The 21121-nt window shown below is 51.6% G+C and carries 16 protein-coding genes and 1 pseudogene; 2 read left to right on the top strand and 15 right to left on the bottom strand.

Going from position 1 to position 21121, the window contains the following annotated elements:
• Window positions 1-2 precede the first annotated feature (2 nt).
• The 8 genes from rplV to adhE form a co-directional block, all read right to left on the bottom strand.
• Window positions 3-362 carry a 50S ribosomal protein L22 gene (gene rplV, locus D2E26_RS05280; RefSeq protein WP_125963647.1) on the bottom strand — a complete coding sequence of 120 codons (360 nt, stop codon included), beginning with the start codon at window positions 360-362 and terminating at the stop codon, window positions 3-5.
• An 18-nt stretch (window positions 363-380) separates the two neighbouring features.
• Window positions 381-659 (bottom strand): 30S ribosomal protein S19, encoded by a 279-nt coding sequence (rpsS, locus tag D2E26_RS05285; RefSeq protein ID WP_006295273.1) that lies wholly within the window; start codon window positions 657-659, stop codon window positions 381-383.
• 15 nt (window positions 660-674) lie between these two features.
• The gene (gene rplB / locus D2E26_RS05290; RefSeq protein ID WP_125963648.1) at window positions 675-1505 is read right to left on the bottom strand and encodes a 50S ribosomal protein L2; all 831 of its coding nucleotides are present in this window, start codon (window positions 1503-1505) and stop codon (window positions 675-677) included.
• Window positions 1506-1541: 36 nt separating this feature from the next.
• The gene (gene rplW, locus D2E26_RS05295; RefSeq protein WP_125963649.1) at window positions 1542-1838 is read right to left on the bottom strand and encodes a 50S ribosomal protein L23; all 297 of its coding nucleotides are present in this window, start codon (window positions 1836-1838) and stop codon (window positions 1542-1544) included.
• Between the two features lie 5 nt (window positions 1839-1843).
• The gene (gene rplD, locus D2E26_RS05300; protein ID WP_125963651.1) at window positions 1844-2506 is read right to left on the bottom strand and encodes a 50S ribosomal protein L4; all 663 of its coding nucleotides are present in this window, start codon (window positions 2504-2506) and stop codon (window positions 1844-1846) included.
• A gap of 5 nt (window positions 2507-2511) precedes the next feature.
• Entirely contained in the window at window positions 2512-3162 is a 651-nt protein-coding gene (gene rplC / locus D2E26_RS05305; protein ID WP_125963653.1) for a 50S ribosomal protein L3, read from the bottom strand.
• Window positions 3163-3179: 17 nt separating this feature from the next.
• Window positions 3180-3488: a 30S ribosomal protein S10 gene (gene rpsJ / locus D2E26_RS05310; RefSeq protein WP_003808013.1), complete on the bottom strand. Its 309-nt coding sequence runs from the start codon at window positions 3486-3488 to the stop codon at window positions 3180-3182.
• A gap of 1105 nt (window positions 3489-4593) precedes the next feature.
• Entirely contained in the window at window positions 4594-7335 is a 2742-nt protein-coding gene (gene adhE, locus D2E26_RS05315) for a bifunctional acetaldehyde-CoA/alcohol dehydrogenase (protein ID WP_125963654.1), read from the bottom strand.
• 468 nt (window positions 7336-7803) lie between these two features.
• On the opposite strand from adhE, the gene D2E26_RS05320 reads away from it, so the two are divergent.
• Together D2E26_RS05320 and D2E26_RS07650 are read left to right on the top strand one after the other, a co-directional pair.
• The gene (locus D2E26_RS05320) at window positions 7804-8967 is read left to right on the top strand and encodes an ROK family transcriptional regulator (RefSeq protein ID WP_125963656.1); all 1164 of its coding nucleotides are present in this window, start codon (window positions 7804-7806) and stop codon (window positions 8965-8967) included.
• A gap of 58 nt (window positions 8968-9025) precedes the next feature.
• Window positions 9026-10441: pseudogene (locus tag D2E26_RS07650) on the top strand (alpha-amylase family glycosyl hydrolase); the annotation flags it as partial.
• 1784 nt (window positions 10442-12225) lie between these two features.
• Here D2E26_RS07650 and rpsI read toward each other — a convergent pair.
• The 7 genes from rpsI to D2E26_RS05365 form a co-directional block, all read right to left on the bottom strand.
• Window positions 12226-12714 carry a 30S ribosomal protein S9 gene (gene rpsI, locus D2E26_RS05335; protein ID WP_125963657.1) on the bottom strand — a complete coding sequence of 163 codons (489 nt, stop codon included), beginning with the start codon at window positions 12712-12714 and terminating at the stop codon, window positions 12226-12228.
• A 20-nt stretch (window positions 12715-12734) separates the two neighbouring features.
• Window positions 12735-13187: a 50S ribosomal protein L13 gene (rplM, locus tag D2E26_RS05340; RefSeq protein ID WP_125963659.1), complete on the bottom strand. Its 453-nt coding sequence runs from the start codon at window positions 13185-13187 to the stop codon at window positions 12735-12737.
• Window positions 13188-13468: 281 nt separating this feature from the next.
• On the bottom strand, window positions 13469-15643 hold the full coding sequence (gene malQ, locus D2E26_RS05345) for a 4-alpha-glucanotransferase (protein WP_125963661.1): 2175 nt from the start codon (window positions 15641-15643) through the stop codon (window positions 13469-13471).
• A gap of 220 nt (window positions 15644-15863) precedes the next feature.
• Window positions 15864-16502 carry an AbrB family transcriptional regulator gene (locus D2E26_RS05350; RefSeq protein WP_241218886.1) on the bottom strand — a complete coding sequence of 213 codons (639 nt, stop codon included), beginning with the start codon at window positions 16500-16502 and terminating at the stop codon, window positions 15864-15866.
• A gap of 141 nt (window positions 16503-16643) precedes the next feature.
• Window positions 16644-19052, bottom strand: a complete 2409-nt coding sequence (locus D2E26_RS05355; protein WP_125963663.1) for a leucine-rich repeat domain-containing protein — start codon at window positions 19050-19052, stop codon at window positions 16644-16646.
• A 173-nt stretch (window positions 19053-19225) separates the two neighbouring features.
• A complete protein-coding gene (locus D2E26_RS05360) occupies window positions 19226-19864 on the bottom strand; it encodes a YigZ family protein (protein ID WP_125963664.1) in 639 nt (212 codons plus the stop codon).
• Window positions 19865-19993: 129 nt separating this feature from the next.
• Window positions 19994-20935, bottom strand: coding sequence for a D-2-hydroxyacid dehydrogenase family protein (locus D2E26_RS05365; protein WP_125963924.1), 942 nt, complete (start codon window positions 20933-20935; stop codon window positions 19994-19996).
• Window positions 20936-21121: the final 186 nt, after the last annotated feature.

Here is a 21121-nt window from a genome sequence, read left to right on the forward strand (position 1 = left end):
CTTTAGCGGTCTCCTTCCTTATTAGCGACGATGACCGTGATGTGAGCCGTACGCTTGTTGATGCGTCCAGCGCGACCCTGTGCACGAGCGCGGAAACGCTTGAGCGTCACGCCTTCATCCACATAGGTTTCCTTCACGAACAGGTCGTTCTCGCGGAACGACTCGCCAGCCTTGTCAGCCTTAACGCGAGCGTTTGCGATTGCGCTCTCCAGGACCTTGAGCACTGGCTCAGAGGCAGCCTGAGGGGCGAACTTCAGAATGGTGATAGCGTCAGTCACCTTCTTGCCGCGGATGAGGTCGACCATGCGGCGAGCCTTGCGCGGCGTCACGCGGACGTGACGAGCGATTGCTTTAGCTTCCATGTGTCCTTACTCTCCTTATTAGCGGCGCGACTTCTTGTCGTCCTTCACATGACCCTTGAAGGTCTTGGTCGGGGCGAACTCTCCGAGCTTGTGGCCAACCATGGCCTCAGTGACGAACACTGGGACATGCTTGCGACCATCATGCACAGCGAAGGTGTGACCGATGAAATCAGGCGTGATCATAGAACGGCGCGACCACGTCTTGATGACGTTGTGCGTGCCCTTCTCGTTCTGCTCGTCGACTTTCTTCTGCAAGTGGGCGTCGACGAATGGGCCCTTCTTGATGCTACGAGTCATCTAATCGACACTCCCTTACTTGCGGTTCTTGCCATTTGGACGACGACGAACAATCATCTTGTTCGAAGCCTTCTTTGGACGACGAGTACGCACTTCGCCCTTGCCCCATGGGCTGACTGGCGGCTTACCACCGCGAGTACGACCACCATGTGGGTGATCGACAGGGTTCATGGACTCACCACGCGTGATAGGGCGCTTGCCCATCCAACGTGCGCGACCTGCCTTACCGAGCTGGATGTTAGCGTGATCGGAGTTGCCGACCTCACCAACGGTTGCGCGGCAGCGAGCATCAACGTTGCGAATTTCGCCCGATGGCATACGCAGCTGAGCGAACATGCCGTCCTTAGCGACGAGCTGCACGGAAGCACCTGCGGAACGTGCGATCTTTGCGCCACCCAGTGGACGGAGCTCGATTGCGTGAACAATCGTACCGGTTGGGATGTTGCGCAGTGGCAGGTTGTTACCTGGCTTGATATCGGCCTTTGCGCCGGTCTCAATGGTGTCGCCCTGCTTGATGCCTTCTGGAGCGATGATGTAGCGCTTCTCACCATCTGCGTAGTGCAGCAGTGCGATGCGTGCGGAACGGTTTGGATCGTATTCGATCTGTGCCACAGTTGCTGGCACGCCGTCCTTATCCCAACGACGGAAGTCGATGAGACGGTACTGACGCTTGTGACCGCCACCGCGATGACGAGAAGTCATGCGGCCATAGCTGTTGCGGCCGCCAGTCTTGCTGAGCTTGCGTACCAGCGACTTCTCAGGCGTGGAGCGCGTGAGCTCGGAGAAGTCCGAGACGGACGCGTTGCGGCGGCCTGCAGTCGTCGGCTTATAAACGCGGATAGCCATAATCTAGTTCTTCCTTTGACTTTTGTCGGCTAACCTTCAGTTACCGAAGATATCGATCGACTGACCTTCTGCCACGGTCACGATTGCGCGCTTCTCGTTGTTGCGCTGGCCGTAACCAAAGCGCGTGCGCTGACGCTTGCCCTTGCGGTTAAGCGTGTTGACATTCGTCACCTTGACCTTGAAGATCTCCTCGATTGCCTGCTTGATCTGCACCTTGTTAGCATCTGGAGCCACAACGAACGTGTACTGACCGCGATCGGACAGTGCGTAGCTCTTCTCAGAAACCACAGGCTTGAGGATGATGTCGTGTGCTGGCTTGTGAATTGCGACCATGAAAATCAGGCCTCCTTAACTGCCGGCTCGGCCTTCGCCTCAAGGAATGCTGCATAGCCTTCCTTGGAGAAGACGACGTACTGTGCAGTCACGACGTCGTACGTGTTGAGCTGATCAGCGAAAATAGGGTGCACGGTCGGAATGTTGCGGACGGACAGCCATTCGTCAACGTTCTCGCGGGAGAGCACCACAGTAGTGAACTTGTTCTCGGTGATTGGGCTCAGAGCAGCGATAGCCTTCTTCGTGGATGGCTCGGTGATACCGAAGTCAACCACAGCCACGCGGCCGTTGTTAGCACGATCGGAAAGCACGTAGCGCAGTGCAGCAGCCTTCATCTTCTTAGGAGTGCGCTGGCTGTAATCACGTGGCTGTGGACCGAAGACGGTGCCACCGTGGTACCACTGTGGAGCACGGATCGAACCCTGGCGAGCACGACCGGTACCCTTCTGCTTCCATGGCTTGCGGCCACCGCCGGAGATCATGCCACGAGTCTTCGTTGCATGAGTGCCCTGACGACGAGCAGCGAGCTGTGCGTTAACAACCTGGTGGATCAGTGGCACGTGAGCCTGAACTTCTTCAGCGGAGAAGCCGAAGATATCAGCTGGTGCTTCAACGGTGCCAGCAGCCTTGCCCTGGTTATCAGTGACGTTCAGAGTAATGTTTGCCATCTAAATCAGGCTCCCTTCACTGCAGAACGGACGAGAACGATGCCGCCCTTAGGGCCTGGAATAGCGCCCTTAACAGCGATCACGCCATTCTCAACGTCCGAGGACATGATCGTCAGGTTCAGCACAGTGTTCGTAGCGTGACCCATGCGGCCAGCCATGCGCTTGCCCTTAAGAATACGGCTTGGAGTTGCGCATGCGCCGACAGAACCTGGACGACGCTCGTTCTTGTGCGAACCGTGCGTACGACGGTAGGACTTGAAGCCCCAACGCTTGATAGTGCCAGCGAAGCCCTTACCCTTGGTGGTACCGGTCACGTCGACCTGTGCACCTTCTGGGAACAGCTCAGCCGTCAGCTCCTGACCTGGCTCGAACTCTTCAACGTTCTCCGTACGGACTTCAGCGAGGTGACGACGTGGAGTCACGCCTGCCTTAGCGAAGTGGCCAGCCAGTGGCTTAGCGATCTTCGTAGGGTCCACCTGGCCATAACCGAGCTGAACTGCACGGTAGCCATCGGATTCATCGGTCTTAACTGCGGTCACGACGTTCGTAGAAACATCGATGAGCGTAACAGGGACAAAGAAACCGTTCTCATCCCAAACCTGCGACATGCCGAGCTTCTTGCCCAACAGTGCAGTGCGATTTGCCTTCTGCTGCATTACGGTCTCCCCCTCCCTCAGAGCTTGATCTCGATGTTGACGTCTGCGGGCAGATCAATATGCATGAGGGAATCCACAGCCTTTGGGGTTGGGTCCACAATGTCGATGAGGCGCTTATGAGTGCGCATCTCGAAATGCTCGCGAGAATCCTTGTACTTGTGAGGAGAACGAATGACAACAAAGACATTCTTCTCGGTCGGGAGCGGAACCGGGCCAACCACAGTTGCACCCGCGTTCGTCACCGTTTCGACGATCTTCTTCGCCGATTGGTCGATGACCTCATGGTCATAGGACTTAAGCCTGATGCGGATTTTCTGTCCCGCCATTGCCTTCCGCCCTTTCTAGCGATTTTATTTACTGTTTACCAACCTGCTCTAAGGGCACCGGCGAGGTCCGCGCTTGGGCATAACACACCCAGCGTTTTCCACATCAGTGCGCACCCATGCAAAAACCCACGCTTCGTGGGCTTACATGTTGCGCTCGCTTTTTTTAATTCCAAATATGCGAGCCTTAAATCAGGCAACTGTTTTATTTAACCATCAAGGGTAGTCTTGCTATCCCTTGGCGTGTCGAGTATTTTCGGCTTTTGAATTATGTTGATTTCTGTTGAAATTCCAGTATCTCAACGACTCTTCGAAGCCACTCCCTCACGTACTGATCTGAGCTCGTTGTTAGCGAACTCAGACAGTGAAAAGCCGGCCGCTTTCTTTGCGGCCGGCCAGGAATGGATGGTTACAACGCTTGAGGTCAAAAACCACTGGAGGAAGCGCGTCCCACCCAACCAGCATGAGTTGGTGAGGCAGCTCACGCTGGACGTCAATATAAGACTTAATAGTCAGCATATATTGTGCGTTAGCAGTGCATGCCAAAGCTATGCCTTGAGCAGCACTAAATATTAATGTAACGCATTCTTCTGGTTTTGCATAGCATTGAAAAAATTCTTCAATATATACGCACATTGCATGTTCAAACCATGAGACTCCAGCACTTCCCTCTTGCAGAGCCCCGTTCTGTAACTCGAATTGGTCCCTTATATATAACGCATTCAGTTCCCCTCTATATCTCCCCTATATATAAGGAATAACCCCGTCAGAATTAACAAGACAAAATTCGTCTGTAATTCGCTTATGTGCGGAAAAAGAAATTATAGATATCTGGCTTACGTGCGGGAGAAGTTGTAACTGGCTTATGTGCGAGAGAAGAGAATAAAGGTATCTGGCTTATGTGCGGGAGAAGAGAATAAAGGTATCTGGCTTATGTGCGGGAGAAGTTGCAACTGGCTTATGTGTGGGTGGAGTCATTACTTATATATGCAAAAACCGCTTGCTCGGGTTCTGGTGAATCCGTAGCAAGCGGTTTTGTTTGCGTTACTGAGCACTACATAGTAACGACGCTTATATTGAGGTCAGTCTCTATGGAGTGATCGAAACATCAGAGGCGCTGGGAAGCTTCCTCAGTTGCTTCGAGGCCTTCGCGCTCAACGCGCAGCTTGTGGCCTTCCTCCTGGGAGACGCCGTAGTATGCAGCGATTGCGATATCCTTCATATCTTCGATCTGAGGGATACGAGGGTTTGCAGGAGCGCACTGATCTTCGTATGCACGCATACCGATCTGATCGAGGATGCTCCAGTAGTAATCCTCATCAACGCCGCAATCCTGGAACGACTTGTTCATACCGAGCTTGTTGTCGCGATAATCCTCGACTGCACGAGCCAGGTTCTCGGTCGTCTCTTCTGCCGTCTTGCCCTGCTTAACGCCGAGCATCTTTGCGATCTCTGCGTAACGCTCAGCAGCAATGTACTTGCTGTACTTTGGCCAAGACGTTGGCTCCATAGGAACTTCGCCGTTGTAACGAATGATGTATGGCAGCAGAATCGAGTTCGTACGGCCGTGAGCAACGTGGCACAGAGCACCAATCGTGTGTGCCATTGCGTGGCACATACCGAGGAATGCCGAGCCGAATGCCATGCCAGCCATCGTAGCTGCATTGTGCATGTGCTCCTGAGCCTTCGTCTTCGTCTCGCCTGGCTCGCTGTTGACCGATTCAGCCAAGTTGTTCCAAATCAGATCTGCAGCGTGCAGAGCCATTGCATCGGTGAAGTCGTTTGCATACACCGACACATAAGCCTCGAACGAGTGCGTCAGAGCATCGAAGCCTGCATCCGAAGCCAGACGACGTGGCTGCGTACGTGCCAGCACTGGATCGACGATTGCCACCGATGGCGTCAATGCGTAATCCGTGATTGGGTACTTGTAGCCCGTCTTGTGGTCGGTAATAACTGCGAATGGCGTGACTTCCGAACCCGTACCCGAGGACGTTGGGATGCAGACCAGCTTAGCCTTGGTACCCAGTGGTGGAATACGGAATGCACGCTTACGAATATCGAAGAACTTCTCACGCACATCGGAGAACGAGATTTCTGGGTGCTCGTAGAGCAGCCACATGATCTTGGCTGCATCCATTGGAGAACCACCACCGACAGCAATAATCGTGTCTGGCTGGAACTCGTCGCGCATCATAGCAGCGCCGCGCTCAACGGTCTCGACGCTTGGCTCTGGCTCAACGTAATCGACAATACGGAACGTCACGCGGTTCGAACGAGCACGCAGCTGATCGATAACCTTGTCGACAACACCGAGCTGCTCCATAACCTTGTCGCAGACGATGACGGCACGCTGGATGTCGTACATATCGCGCAGGTACTTGATTGCGTTTGGCTCGAAGTAGGTCTTCGATGGGATCTTGAACCACTGCATGTTGTTGTTCCTCCGAGCAATGCGCTTGATGTTGAGCAGGTTCACAGCCTGGACGTTACCCGAAACGGAGTTACCACCGTACGAGCCGCAGCCCAGCGTCAGCGATGGAGCAATAGCGTTGTAGATATCACCAATACCGCCCAGCGAGCTTGGAGAGTTCCAAATAATACGGCAAGCGTGCATGCGCAGACCGTACTCACGAACGAGGTCTTCGTTGTTCGTGTGAATTGCTGCCGTGTGGCCCTCACCGTGCTTGAGCATCTCTTCGCACATTTCGAAGCCCTGCTCCTTGTCGGTGAACTTGAGCACAGCCTGAACTGGGCACAGCTTCTCCATGGTCAAAGGCTCGTTCTCGCCGACCTCTGCACACTCTGCAGCCAGAATCGTGACATCATCTGGAACTTCGAAGCCTGCAGCGTTTGCAATGTACTGTGGCGACTTACCTGGAACCACAGAGTTGAGCTTTGGCGTATTGCCCGAGTATGCAGTGCAGCCGAACATGTACTGCTCGAGCTTGGCCTTCTCTTCCTTGTTAACGAAGTAGGCCTTACGACGCTTGAGCTCGTTCACGAGCGAATCGTAAATGTCCTTGTGAGCAATGATGGCCTGCTCAGTTGCGCAGATCATGCCGTAATCGAAGTGCTTCGACAGAATCAGATCGTTAGCAGCGCGCACCACGTCAACATCAGCATCGACGTATGCAGGTGCGTTACCTGCGCCGACACCGAGAGCTGGCTTACCTGAGGAGTAAGCAGCCTTCACCATGCCTGGACCACCGGTTGCCAGAATCGTTGCAATACCATCGTGCTGCATCAGAGCGCCCGTAGCTTCAATCGAAGGGTGCTCAATCCACTGGATGCAGTTCTCCGGAGCGCCCGCTTCGATTGCAGCGTCGCGCACAATGCGTGCTGCTTCCGAGGAGCTCTTCTGAGCAAATGGGTGGAAACCAAAGATAATTGGGCAGCGCGTCTTCAGTGCGAGCAGCGACTTGAAAATAGCCGTAGACGTTGGGTTCGTCACAGGGGTCACACCTGCAACCACACCGACTGGCTCAGCAACTTCATCAATGCCGTTGACATCGTCTTCGCGAATAATGCCAACAGTCTTCTGACCTGCCATGTAGTGCGTAACGTGCTCGCATGCAAAGATGTTCTTCGTTGCCTTGTCTTCCACAAGACCACGGCCCGTCTCATCAACGGCCATCTTTGCCAAAACCAAATGCTTGTTCAGTGCGGCGACCGATGCCTTTGCAACGATGCGATCCACTGTTTCCTGGTCGAGGCGCTCAAATTCCTTCAGTGCCTCAAGGCCTTTGGCAACGAGAGCATCGACTTCTGCCTTAGCAGCTGCAGCCTTATCTTCGACTGGCTGTGCGGCCTTGGCATTGAGCTTCTCGTCCTGCTTTGCCTCTGCCATTCAATCCTCCTCGATGACAGCACGGGGTGCTGGATATTCTCTTTACCGCTAGTGCGATTGAACCGCGCGTGATATTCCACTGCGTACGGCTCCGTACCGCTTCAGCGATCCGGGTGCACTCTAAAGATGTGACCTGCATCACTAATTTAGTCAATATTCCAAGAGTTGGGAAGAAGCTACACAATCTCGCAACATTGTTTATTTATGAGCTCTTTTTGTGCACATTTGTTTTATTATTGATGGATTTTCGCAGCAAAATCGCTCAAATTAAGCGTTTTGTGCCATTTTGTTCCGCTGGAACAACATCAACGCTTCACAATTATTCCATCTTCTCTAAAGTTACTTAACAAAAGTCCATTTATAGAGACCACTTTCATAAAGTACGTTTATTAAAGTTACTGTTGCACTGCATAAATCGATATACAATGCAAGAAAAACCATCACGAGAAAAAGCTGGACGGATCAACGATGACGCAACACAGCACTCATGCCATTTTCAATGCGTTAATGGATGGTACTCCCCGAACAAGAAGGCAGTTGGCTCAGGAACTTGGCTTAAGTGCGCCAACTATTGCGGCCGGACTGCAGCACATTGAACAGGCTGGACTGCTCAGCAAAGTTGGTCACGACGCGTCGTCGGGCGGCAGAAGGCCTGATAAATTCACGATTAACACGGTCCAACACATTATTGTTGGCGTCTCGCTGCGTCATACCACGCTTACGTGCGTGGCTATTGATTTGTCGGGCCGTATTGTGGCGACGCAGCGCACGCCTCTGCCCTATGTCAACGAGCAGCTGACGTATCATCGCGCAGGAACGCTCGTCAATGATTTCATTCGCTCACTCAAGGATTCGAACGCTGCTGAAACAGAGCAGCCGGACTCTCCTACGGTGTTGAATGTGGCTATTTGTGTTTCTGGAGCGGCCACAATCGACAGTGATGGCATTACGTTTACACACGATGAGGAGCGCGGCAGCAAGCAAGTGCCAATTGCGTTACTTGAGGATGCAATGAGGCGCCCTGTTGCACTTGTTGGTTGCGGTGAAGCGCGTGCTATGGCCAGACTCGTAGAAGACGGTCCGCATGATGCGTGGTATGTCACACTCGGCAGGCACGTGGGCGGCACGTTGGTACTCGGCGGTCGTATTCACAGGCCGCGCGGTTCCGTGAATAACGAGGCTGTTGGTCATATGACACTCGTTCCTGATGGCAAACTGTGCGAATGCGGTCGTCAGGGCTGTGCGAATGCCTACTGTGGCCTTGCCATGCTGCCTGAAGAGGGCGAATCGTTGCCTGGTTTCTTTAGTGTGCTCGAACAGGGTGAAATGCACCATCGTCAGCGTATGAATGAGTGGATGGATCATTTCTCCACGGTGCTAGCCAACTTGCGCGCTTGTGTGGACGGCGACATCGTCATTGTGGGTGAAGCCGCGCAGTATTTGGACGAGCAGGACGTGAAGCAGCTGTATGAACGCGTCTGTGCACGTTGTGCTTCGAGCAAGTTCTCGCTTACGCTGGCGCCGGAACAAGAAGGTGATGACGTACGCGGTGCTGCCCTACTCGTTTTGGCTGATATTCTGCGAAATCCAGCAGACTTGCTCGAGATTAAATCAGAGCAAGCTACAAACTAGCAATATTTTTACGAATATTTCTATACGCGCGCAATGCTCAACCGCTAAACTTCAAGGTATGCATACGCAGAAACTTCACCGCTATGCCACCCGACCTGGCATATTTTTTACGGACGACGGCGGAGCCGATATCGTTGTGCGTTCAGAAACGGCCGAAGCGATGTGGCTCAGCGTTGTAGAACCGCAGGATCAACCGAGCCAGTTTTATACCAATGCAATTAAAATCCCCGACGATGCTGACGTGCCGTTCGTAAAAACAATGCGCCGTCATCCGATTGTGACGCGCTGTGTTGATGGACATTCCAAGCGCGAGACGCTGTTCCGCATGGAGGGCCCGAATTACGGCCTGTGGTATGTGCATCTTCCAAAAGCTTGGAATGGAATGCACTATGGCTTCCGTGCCGACGGTGTGTGGGATCCGAAACGTGGATTGATGTTCAATCCGTACAAATTCCTGCTCGATCCGTACGCCAAAGGTATTGATGGCGTCACTCAGCTTGATCCAGCTGCATTTTCTTACGCTTGCACCATTGAGAACGGTCATGTTATCGGCGACAGCCGCGGTGAGATGAGCAAGCTTGATTCTTTGGGTAAAGTTCCGTATTCGGTCGCTATTGATGACCGCTATGACGCTGATTATGAGCAGGATCCGGCTCATCCGCATGTGCACTGGCGTAGGACCGTCATTTACGAGCTTCATGTTAAGGGCTTTACGGCTAACGCTCCGTGGCTTCCTCCTGAGTTGCGTGGAACTTATGCTGGGTTGGCTCATCCGAAGACGCTCAGTTATTTGCAGGAACTTGGCGTTACGTCCATTGAATTAATGCCGATTCATGCCAAGCAGCCTGAGCTGTTTTTGCAAGAACGCAATAAACCAAACTATTGGGGCTATTCCACGCTTGGCTATTTTGCTCCTGAGCCTTCGTATGCAACAAAAAAGGCGCAGCAAGAAGGCGCTATGGCCGTTCGCCGCGAAGTTATTGACATGGTTAAAGCGCTACATCAGGCTGGCTTTGAGGTCATTATGGATGTGGTGTTTAACCACTCGTGCGAGGGTGGCAATGCCGATATGACCGTGTGCTGGCGTGGCCTCGATAATCTTTCGTATTACCGTCAGGGTGAGCCTGGCCAGTTAATTGATACAACGGGCTGCGGCAATACGTTTGACTTTACCGATACACGCAATGTGGTGTATGCCGTGGATTCGTTGAAGTATTGGGCGAAGCGCATTGGTATTGATGGCTTCCGTTTTGATTTGGCTGTGGCAACAGCACGTTTGAACGGTGAATTTACGCCATTTCATCCATTCTTGTATGCCTTGCGTTCTGATAAATTGCTTGGCAATTTAAAGCTCATTATGGAGCCTTGGGATATTGGTCCTAATGGTTGGCGTACGGGCCAGTTCTTAACGCCTTTCAGTGAGTGGAATGATCGTTTCCGTGATACGGCTCGTTCGTTCTGGATTACCGATGTGGCGGCACAAGAGCCGCCAAAGTACAAGCATTTGCAGCCAAAGCCAGATGCTGATGCCGATGATCTCAATTTGAACTTGGGCAGTGGCCATATTGATGCTGATCTGCAAGCTGGGTTACGACGCGTTCTAGGACGCGCTAATCCAGAGCAGGCAGCGCGCGAAGAGTATGATCCGACGGCAACTGATGCACATTTGCGTCATTTGGCCATTATGGGTAATACCGATGGTCCAAAGCCGGTCAGTGAAGCATGGTCGTATTCAGAAGACCGTGCATCGCGTCCTCATCTGGTGCAGGCAGCGCAATCGGCTCGTGTTGCGCGTCTTCAGCAGATTATTGAGCAGCGCGATCATGATGCTGATCAGACTGCTGCTGCAGATCAGGATACGAATGCGGATCAGCAGGCTTCGATAGAGCAGGCTTCGACACAACAGAAGGCTGATGCTCAGCAGCAAGCTGGTAGTCAACAGAGTTCTCATGGCCAGCAGAACACTGATAATGATGCGGATGCCAAGACTCAGCAGCCAGAAGTGATTTTCCATTTGGGTGATCGTCATTCTGATTCGATCTCGATGATTACCCATGAAGCCACTCACCCACTGTCGGCTCATATCAATACGTCGAATTCGAATTTCAAAGATCGACGTATTCGCAAGTCGGAGTATGCACCTGTTTCTGCGAAGGATGCTGCACGTGTTGCGGCGTATGGCCATGGCGTGCCAAATGGTCCTTTGCATGGCCAGGTGAGCCCTAAGGCTTCGGTGTCCTTGCAAGAGATGGCCACGCGTTTGTGCGGTTCAGCTGATCTGTTTGCAACGAACCCTGGTCGTGGTGCTACAAGTTCGATTAACTTCGTCACGGCTCATGATGGCTTCACTTTGGCTGATTTGGTCTCGTATAAGAACAAGCACAATGAGGCCAATGGTGAGCACAATACTGATGGTTCGAATTCGAACCATTCAGCGAATTTCGGTGTTGAAGGCCCATCTGATGATCCGCAGATTCAGGCGGCTCGTGAGCGTGCCATTATGAACGTACTTGGTATGCTCATGCTTTCTTTGGGTACGCCAATGATGCTTGCTGGCGATGAGTTTGGTAATTCACAGCAGGGTAATAACAATGCGTATTGCCTTGATGATGAAACAACGTGGTTGGACTGGAGCTGGCTACAGAAGCCTCAGGACTCCCCTGAACAGCGTCGTATGCGTAGCGTCTCTGATCTGATTGCTATTCGTAAGATGCTTGATATTTACCATCATGAAGACTTCTTTACGCGCTTGAGCCAGCTTGGCTTCGATAAGCACTCGAAGAGTCGTGTGATGTGGTTCTTGCCTGATGGTTCATCACCGCAGCGTGATGATTGGCAGGATAAGTCATTGCATGCATTCACTATGCGTTTGACTTCTGGCGATGAGCGCAGCGTAGCCATTGTGGTCAATAGTGGTCCAAATGATTTGGAGTTCCACTTGCCTGCTGATTGCACTTGGCATTTGTTGTGGTCCAGTGCACAAATTCATGGTGATGGCCCGCGTCAGGATTCGTTTATTACAACGCACTGGAGCATTCCTGCAAACAGTATTAGTTTGCTAGGTTCTAGCGCTGATCCGAGGTCTATGCCTACGCCAATTAGTAACTGAGCGTAAATCCACGCTTCATAACAAAAGCCCGTATTGCTCATGTACGTATATTCAACGAATATCGTTTGAGTAATACGGGCTTTATAAAACGGGAAACCCCGCTCTGGAGAACCAGAACGGGGTTTTCGATTTGCTGCAAAAAGCAGAAATCAACGCTTCGAGAACTGTGGTGCACGACGAGCCTTGTGCAGACCAGCCTTCTTGCGCTCCACGACGCGAGCGTCGCGAGTCAGGAAGCCAGCCTTCTTCAGGGCTGCACGGTTAGCATCACGATCGATTGCATTGAGTGCACGAGCCACACCGAGGCGGATTGCGCCTGCCTGGCCCGTGGTGCCGCCACCGTCGACGAGCACGATTGCATCGAACTTGCCCTCAAGCTTCAGCAGAACGATTGGTGCGTTGACCTCACGCTGCAGCAGCTTGGATGGGAAGTACTCCTCGAGCGTGCGACCATTGATGGTCCACTTGCCCGAACCTGGGACCAGACGCACGCGAGCGACTGCTTCCTTGCGACGGCCGGTGCCGTAGCCTGCAGCAATCGTCGAGGTGCCGGTGCCGGCGCCTGCGTTAGTCTCGGTAGTGAAAGCGACAGCCTCTTCGGTTTCCTGAACCGAGGCGTTGTTGGTGTTTTCAGCCATTGTTCTTACGCTCCTTCGGTTCACTTAGCCTGCTGGGAGATCTGCTCGATCTCGAAGACCTGTGGGTTCTGACCTGCGTGTGGGTGCTCAGCGCCCTTGTAAATACGGAGGCGATCCATCAGGACCTTGGACAGCTTGTTCTTTGGCAGCATGCCCTTCACAGCAGACAGGATGATGCGCTCTGGCTTACCAGCAGCCATCAGCTGTGCGTAGCTGTCGCGGCGCAGACCACCAGGACGGCCGGAGTGGGCGTACAGGTTCTTGCCCATCTTGTTGCCGGTCAGAGCGATCTTGTCGGCGTTGATGATGATCACGAAGTTGCCTGCATCAGCGTGAGGCGCGAATGTTGGCTTGTTCTTACCACGCAGCAGGTTTGCAACCTGGGAAGCGAGACGGCCGAGCACCACGTCAGTAGCGTCGATGACATACCAGTCGTGAGTCAGATCAGCTGGCTTCGGTGTGAAAGTTTTCACGATGGTCCTTTTCTTTATATTGTGTTCCGGATTCTCGCTCTCACGGCGCGGCTGAAGCGGCCGCCTCCGCTTGGGCTTAAATCTCATTACCGTGGGCTCCCTGAAAGTCCTTATGGCGAGTGGGAAAGCGCTTTGAAGGACCCCGTAGGGAAACACAACAATCTATTAGTGTATCAATTGCCTTGACTTTTTCGGCATTTATCCACACTTATGCACAAAGGCTCACAACACACGGCGTGTCGTGAGCCTTTAGAACGGTTTTCGCTACTTTTTAGAAGCGTTTAGAGCTGCTGATTCATGATCTTAGCGAGCTTGACCATGCCTTCAGTCTTGAACAGACCTTCCAGCGGTACCACATGGCCTTCAGCATCGGCCAGAGGAATACGCCAGTTTGGATATTCGTTATTCGTGCCTGGCTGGTTCTGCGTGCGACGCTCACCCGTACCATCAACAATGGCAGCTGCCTTGAGCTTGCAAGGAGATCCTTGCAGAGCACGATACAGTGCCATCACAATACGGTCGACTCGATCCGTTGCCTCAAGGTCTTCTGGCTTCAGATAGCCGTTGTCGCACAGCATCTGCACCATAGCCTGCTGCTCAGCTTCTGCGGACTCGCGGAATGCATCTGCACCCTCAGCCAGCAGACCAAGCTCTTCGCGCACCTTAACGTGCTCATACTCCAAGTAACCAGCTGCTGGTGGCATATCGTGCACATCAACCGAAGCGAGTGCATACTCACGCCAGTACTGAGGAGCCGTGAAGACGCCGTCCATCTGTTCGAACCATTCCACAGCGCAGCCCAGAATGCCGCGATCAGTCAGAGCCTGCGCCACGTATGGAGGTACAACACCCAAGTCCTCGCCCACAACAATGCCGTTAGCGCGAGAAGCCTCAATAGCCAGAATGCTCAGCATGGCATTGTGGTTGTAGTACACATAGGTGCCATCGGTTGCCGGCTTGTGCTCTGGAATCCACCACAGACGGAACAGACCCAGAATGTGGTCAATACGCACAGCGCCTGCCTGCAGGAACATCACGTGCACCATGTCGCGGTATACCTTGTAGCCCGTTTCATCAAGCGTCAGTGGATTCAGTGGTGGCTGGCTCCAGTTCTGGCCCTGCTGGTTGAACATGTCAGGTGGAGCACCCACGGTAGCACCCTTAGCAAAGCGCTCTGGGTTCCACCACACATCAGCGCCCTGAGGATGCACGCCAACAGCCATATCGGCCATCAGACCAATCTTCATACCAGCCTGACGTGCTGCCTGCTGTGCAGCCTGCAGCTGCTCGATAGCAATCCATTCGAGCCAACGGTAGAACTCCAGTGTCTCTGGGAAGCGATCACGCACGTATGCGATTTCTGGAGAATCCTTCGTGTACTTGCGCTCCCAGTTACCTGGATCATCTTCTGGTGCGCCCCACTTGTCATAGCACAGGCACCACGTTGCATAAGCTTCCAGTTCCTGACCGCAATCCTGCTTAAATGCATCGAATGCAGCCTGACGCTCAGCAGTACGCTGCGTATCCTTGTAGATCATCCACAAGGCTTCCATCTTGGCGCGCCACATCGTGTCACGATCAATATGCTCTGCATTGTTGTTCAGTGCAGCAACCGAATCGTGCAGCTCAGCAAGACGAGCCTTCTGCTCATCGGTGAGTGCGTAGTACTCAGGAATTGCAGTTGGGCTGATGTACGTGAAGTTGACAAAGCGACGCGATACTGGCAGGTATGGCGATGGCGTCAACGGTGGTACTGGCTCAGCGGCGTGCAGTGGGTTCACGAGCACGAAGTCAGCGTCCGAGTCACGCTTAGCGTCAATGAGCAGCTCACGCAGATCATCGAAATCACCAACGCCCCACGACTGCTGCGAACGAATCGAATAAATCTGGGCCATCCAACCCCACAGCGAGTTATTCCTCATCGATGGGATCAGTGGAATATGCTTTGGTGCACTAATCAGCGTTGCCGACTGCGTACGCTGATCGGTTGTAATAGTCAACGTGTGATATCCAACAGGCAGATCCGCTGGCAATGTCAAGTTCACATGGCCCACAAATTTACCGCTGACATCGTGAACGCCGGCAGCTGCATCAGCACTGATAGGCAGCTCACCTTCGTACGTTCCGCCATTTTCGAGCGTAATGGTGGCTGTTGGCACTTCCATCATGCCAACGTGCAAATGAACTTGTTCTTGCTCGCCTACTGTGTGCAGCACTGTTGGCGCTACGAGGCGACCCCTTCGTGCATTCTGCAGTCGAGTAATAGCGATATCAATTTTGCTCTCACTCGTGGCGTCAATGCCAAGGGCTTCGAGTACGGAAATAAGGACTTCATCACTAATTTCGTGGAAGTCATGAGACATACCTGTATAGCTCGTTGCAACACCGACTAAAGAAGCTAATCGGATGAGCGGTCGAGCAAGGCGCTCAGGGGATTCAGTCTGTTGCTCTGTCATGCCCCTTAGTCTACGCAGAAACTCCTTGGTACGTGGGAAATTTCAACAAAAGACGCACAGTTTTATGTTTGACCGACATACAAACATCCTGATACACCCGTCCCTAAGGCTAGAGATACCCCCAAAGCATCACTTTTTCACCCATTTTTTGTTATGTGACAGATTGAGTTTTGATGCCTATCTCAGTATGTGGAACAGGGTACTGGACTCCCTGATTCGATTATTGTTCGTCAGCATTCAATCGCGAGCGTGCAGCTTTTGCCACGGCTGGAATTGTGTCTTCTGCAAGACGTTTCAGCGTTGCTTCTGAGGTGGAAGGGTTCAGCGCAACAGCACGACGCACCATCGTCGACAACACTTGCGGTGCGCCCGACTCGAGTTCTACGCCGAGTTGTCCGAGGAAATCGAGCGTATCGGCATCAAGAGCCTCGTTTTGTGCACCCTCAAGTCGCATTTTCCACGACGTTTTTGGATTACGCAGTGCTGTTGAACTCACTTCGAGTTCAGAATCTTTCGTTAGGCGGCCTACCAGCCAGTTTTTGCAGTCTGTATTTGCTGCGACTGCCTTACGTACGCTCGCATCTTGATCTTGGGATAATTTCACAAGAACGTTTGGGAACGGCATCGTCTCCGCGAGATGAATACGATCCTCTACAGGTGTGTGCACATTGCCGGCCACAGCTTCGAGCAATGCGGTTGCACGAGAGAACGCTGCTTGATCGCCACGGTCTGGCAGCTCACGCACTGCGAACTCATGTAATTCTTCAGGATCTTCGGAATGACGCAAACGTTCATAGGTTGCCGTTAATGGCTCGAAATCTTCTTCGGCCTCAGCTTCAGTGTTCTGCTGTGCTTCCATACCTACTCCCCTATTTACGTCGTTGAGTGCGTTGCTATTTTATACGCACGCTTTACCTAGAAAAATGCTCCGTGATTGCAAGGCTACAAAGCCCAACAGTCACGGAGCACCATTGCATTCCAACTCATATGCAGTATTTCGCTACTGAGCGGATGGTTTGGTATTGATGAATGTATCGAGGCGATGCAGGAATGCAGCCATATCTTGACGGTAAGTGCTCGTCATCGGTTCGTATCGATACGTGCCATCGTTGTTCTTGTATCCTTCGGCAATAGTCGTACCGCCAAGCCAACGAATATCGTCAGCATGCGGTGTGGCATCAGTGACATCAGTGAAGCTCTTTGGTTCAACGTCATCACTCTTGCCTGCAAGAGATGCAAAGCGACGGATAAATGCTGCCATATCTTGGCGATATACCACAATCATTGGGCCGAACGTACCTGGACCGTTCTCTTGCTTATATCCCTGTGCAATGCTGGCATGAGCAAGCCACAGAATATCCTCTGCATGTGGTGTATCCCTATGCACATCACTGAAACGGTTCCAGTCTTCTTCTGTAGGTTCCCATGTGGCAGCATCACTGATGTGGTTCTTCACTGCAACTCGGCGTAGGAATGCAGCCATATCTTGACGATTCACACTACCCATTGGTTCAAATCGTTTCGTACCATCGGTGTTGAGATAACCTTCCGTAATGTGTCGTCTTGCAATCCAATCAATATCTGCTTTATGTGGTGTTGATTCATTGACGTCGGTGAATTGAGGAGCTGGACCTTCAATGAATTCCACTCGAGCATTCCATGTCATGCCAGCGCCCATATCGTACTGATATCGTACGGTTCCTGGAATCGAATCTGGTGTAAGCACTGCGTCAGTAAGCGTTCCGCCGGATACTGCTGTTATTTTGTGTGGATCCATCGCGGGAGCGGTTTGTGCAAAATCAAGCTGCTCATTCGTGGTGTAATACGCGTAATCAGGATCATCAATAGATCCTGTTTCAAACTGTTGTGGACGTGCTGCAACATCAAGACCAAGTAGTGCACTATTCGTCACATTTAATAGTTGCAAACCACGAGTTCCATCATTACCAATATGTGCTTGTGGCACATGCAAATAAGTGAGCTTGTTCTGCGCCACATCAAGCACATCAAGAGCAGGATTTTGGCTCACATCAAGTGCCGATAGCGCATTGCCATTCACACGCAGCTCTTTGAGCCCAGCAATGTTCGTGACATCAACTGATGCAAGCTTATTATGGCCAAGATTCAGCGTCCACAGTTCTGAATTGTGTGTGAGATCAACTGCAGTCGTGCCAGTGCGTTCAGCAGAAAATTCAACTAATTGAGGTACTCCAGAAATATCGAAATTTGGCAATGGATTACCAGAAATATCGAGCCAATACAGCTCTGTATTGTTCGTGATATCGAATGATGACAAATTGTTATTCGCAACATTGACATCAAACACTGCTGGATCATGCGAAATATCGATAGTAGTGAGCGCAGGATTATTCGTGACCGCTAATTTCCTCAGTTCTTCACCAGCCGGCAACTTCAGTGACGTAAAACTGCTCTGCCCATCGGTACCGCCATCCAGTGTGAGGCTATACAGCAGTGGATTACTCGTCAGATCTAGTGACTTCATACATTTTGTAGAGAGCACCAGTGAGAACAAATTCTGGTTATGTGACAGATTAAGAGCAGGGAAATCAACATGTGCTGCTCTGAAATCACGCAACTTGGCATTGTGTGTCAGATCAAGCTTGGTAATAGCGTCACCGTCTATGTCTAAACGATACAGCTCATCATTGTGCGAAACATCAATGGAACGTATCGGATTATAAGCAATTGACAGATAATGAAGATTCGTTAGCTGAGCAACATCTATTGCAGTGAATTGATTATTGCCAACCACCAAATCAGTTAATGCTGCATGTTCTGGAAAAGCTATGGATGTTAGTGCATTATTCGATGCATTGAGAGTACGCAACCGTGCATTGTGCGAAATATCGAGCGACACAAAATGATTCTGGACAACATGCAAATCCTCTAGATTCGTGCAATGCGACGTATCGAGATGTGACAAATCATTGTTATCGACAGTGAGTCGTTGCAACTGCCCACTTTGCGTCAGATCAATGTCATAAAGCGGATTGGCTGTTACCGTAACGCTCCGTAATCCCGGATTCCCAGACAAATCTAATGTTTCTAACGCCGTATTCGTAATGTTAATCGTGCTTAAATTTGGCGCATATTCAATACCTTTCAATGAAATAAATTTTGGCTTTGTACCATCGGTGTTGTCATATTGCAGCTCTCCAACTGCTCCACGTTCTTGCTCGGATAAAACGCCACTACCGTCGGTATCCCAATGATCTTTAACAAAATTTCGAAAAGCTTCATCAGGGAACGTTGTTTCATCAATAGGAATATCGCCTTTTGGCGATGATGCCACAGCAGTTCCCGCAATCGTTCCTAATGCTGTTGGAACAAGCAACGTTGCTAATGCGGCCAGAACTGCAATAATGCTGGTTTTTCCTCTGCCCTTCATTGGTATGCCTTCTCTCAAATCATCGGGAGAATGTTAAACACTGGATCAGTTCACAAGTAACTGTCCGTATCTATAAAAATACCCCCGAAAGTGGGTGTATTAAAAAGGCATCTCATTGCATGCAAGCTGAGCGCTCGCAAGAACTAGCAAGGAACAACGTACAAGCGCAGTTACTATGCAGTGACATTGCGCATTACTGTGCCAGCTGGTTCAAGTGACACAGTGGCATTAAATGATTCACGTACCTGGTCTTCGAATACTTGTGCACGATCAGATGGCACTACAGCCGTTAATGACACACGATCAGTGAATTCAGCATCCCGCTGTTCACCATCCATTTGCTGCAAAAGGCGCTGCATCTGACCAAGTTGCGTGTATTCAATTGTGGTGTGGTAAGCCGAGCATGGCACAATTTGCGCCTGCTGAGCAGCCTTAACCGCAATCGAGGCACCAGTCGAATAGGCGCGAGTTAAACCACCTGATCCAAGCAGAATCCCACCAAAGTATCGTGTGACAGTAACCGCCACATTCGTCAGCTCATTCATACGAAGCACTTCAAGAATTGGCTTACCTGCGGTGCCAGATGGTTCACCGTCATCGCTCATGCGCTCGCTAGCATTGCCGTTCTCATCAGTGCAGACAACGGCCCATGCCACGTGACGAGCTTTTGGATGCTGGTCACGAATGCTCTGAACGAATGCGAGCGCATCTTCGAATGACTCAACGTGGCATGCGTCGCCAATGAATTCAGACTTTTTCTCAACGAAACTGTCGTGTGCTGGCTCTTCCGGTGGGTTTAAGAGCGTGCGCATACATCCTCCTATGCAAGATTCGACAGTTAGTGTACCGAGAGGTCAACTGCTATGGGGTCTCAGTGCTCAGTGCATGGCATAAGCACTAAACGCCCATACGTTGATTGGTCTGGATTGATTATAGATGGCTCAGGCCATAACGTTCATTGGCTTGCCTTGATAGAACGACACAATGTCTTCTACGACCTGCTTCGTCAGCTCACGGTATGCACCATCGGAACGCCATGCCACATGTGGTGTAAGCACCAGTCCTGGCACATTGAACAGTGGTGAATCTGCTGGCAGTGGCTCTTGATCATAGACATCAAGTGCTGCTGGAATATCGCCCTTAAGCAGTCGTGCCTTTAGTGCGCCTGGTTCAATAACCTGTGCTCGTGCAGTGTTAATAAACAACGTACCTGGGCGCATTGCATCAATGACCTGCTTCGGAATAATGCCTCGTGTGGAATCCAGCAGTGGCATATGAATAGATACCACATCGGCTTGGGCTACCAGCTGTTCCATATCCTCAACTGGCGTGATATTCAGTGCTGCATAGTCTTGCTTGGATGTTGGCGACTTCCATGCGTAAACGTGCATACCAATGCCATTAGCCATGCGAGCTACCAGCTTGCCGATACCACCAAGACCAATAATGGCGAGGTTCTTGCCATAGAGCTCCATACCATCGAGGCCGGCCCAATTGTTGTTACGCATTTGCTGATCGAGTTCACCGACTCGACGAGCCAGTTCGAACATCATAGCGATTGCATATTCGGCAACAGCATGGTCACCGTAATGCACGGTATTGCACACGCGTACGCCGAGTTCATGGGCGCGATCAATATCGATATAGCTGGCGACTCCAGTACCGCCGAATGCAATGCCTTTCACATGGGTAGCTAACTGTTCGAGCATGGTATTCGAAATATGCTGACTAATGTCCATAATCGCGTCAGCATCGGCTGCGCGCTGCATGAATTCGTCTGGGTCGAGTGTGTAATCCTCGTACATGCGCAGACGTGCCACGTCTTGAAGCATAGGGAACCACTGCTTGAACGGTGCAATCATGCCAGGCACAACATAAGGCATCACAACGAGCGGTAAATCAGTGCGTTCCGGTTGTGTTTCAAATATTGCTGGCGTCGTTGCTGTGGCTGGGGTTACTCGGGTTGAAAATTCTTGATTCGATTCATGCTGCATACCCCTACTCTAATAACGACTATGGGGCGACTAGGTATGGCTTTCGCCAATGGAATCTATGAGTTTGCTGAACTT

Origin of the sequence: Bifidobacterium dolichotidis (assembly GCF_003951975.1) — a bacterium.
Classification (GTDB): Bacteria; Actinomycetota; Actinomycetes; order Actinomycetales; family Bifidobacteriaceae; genus Bifidobacterium; species Bifidobacterium dolichotidis.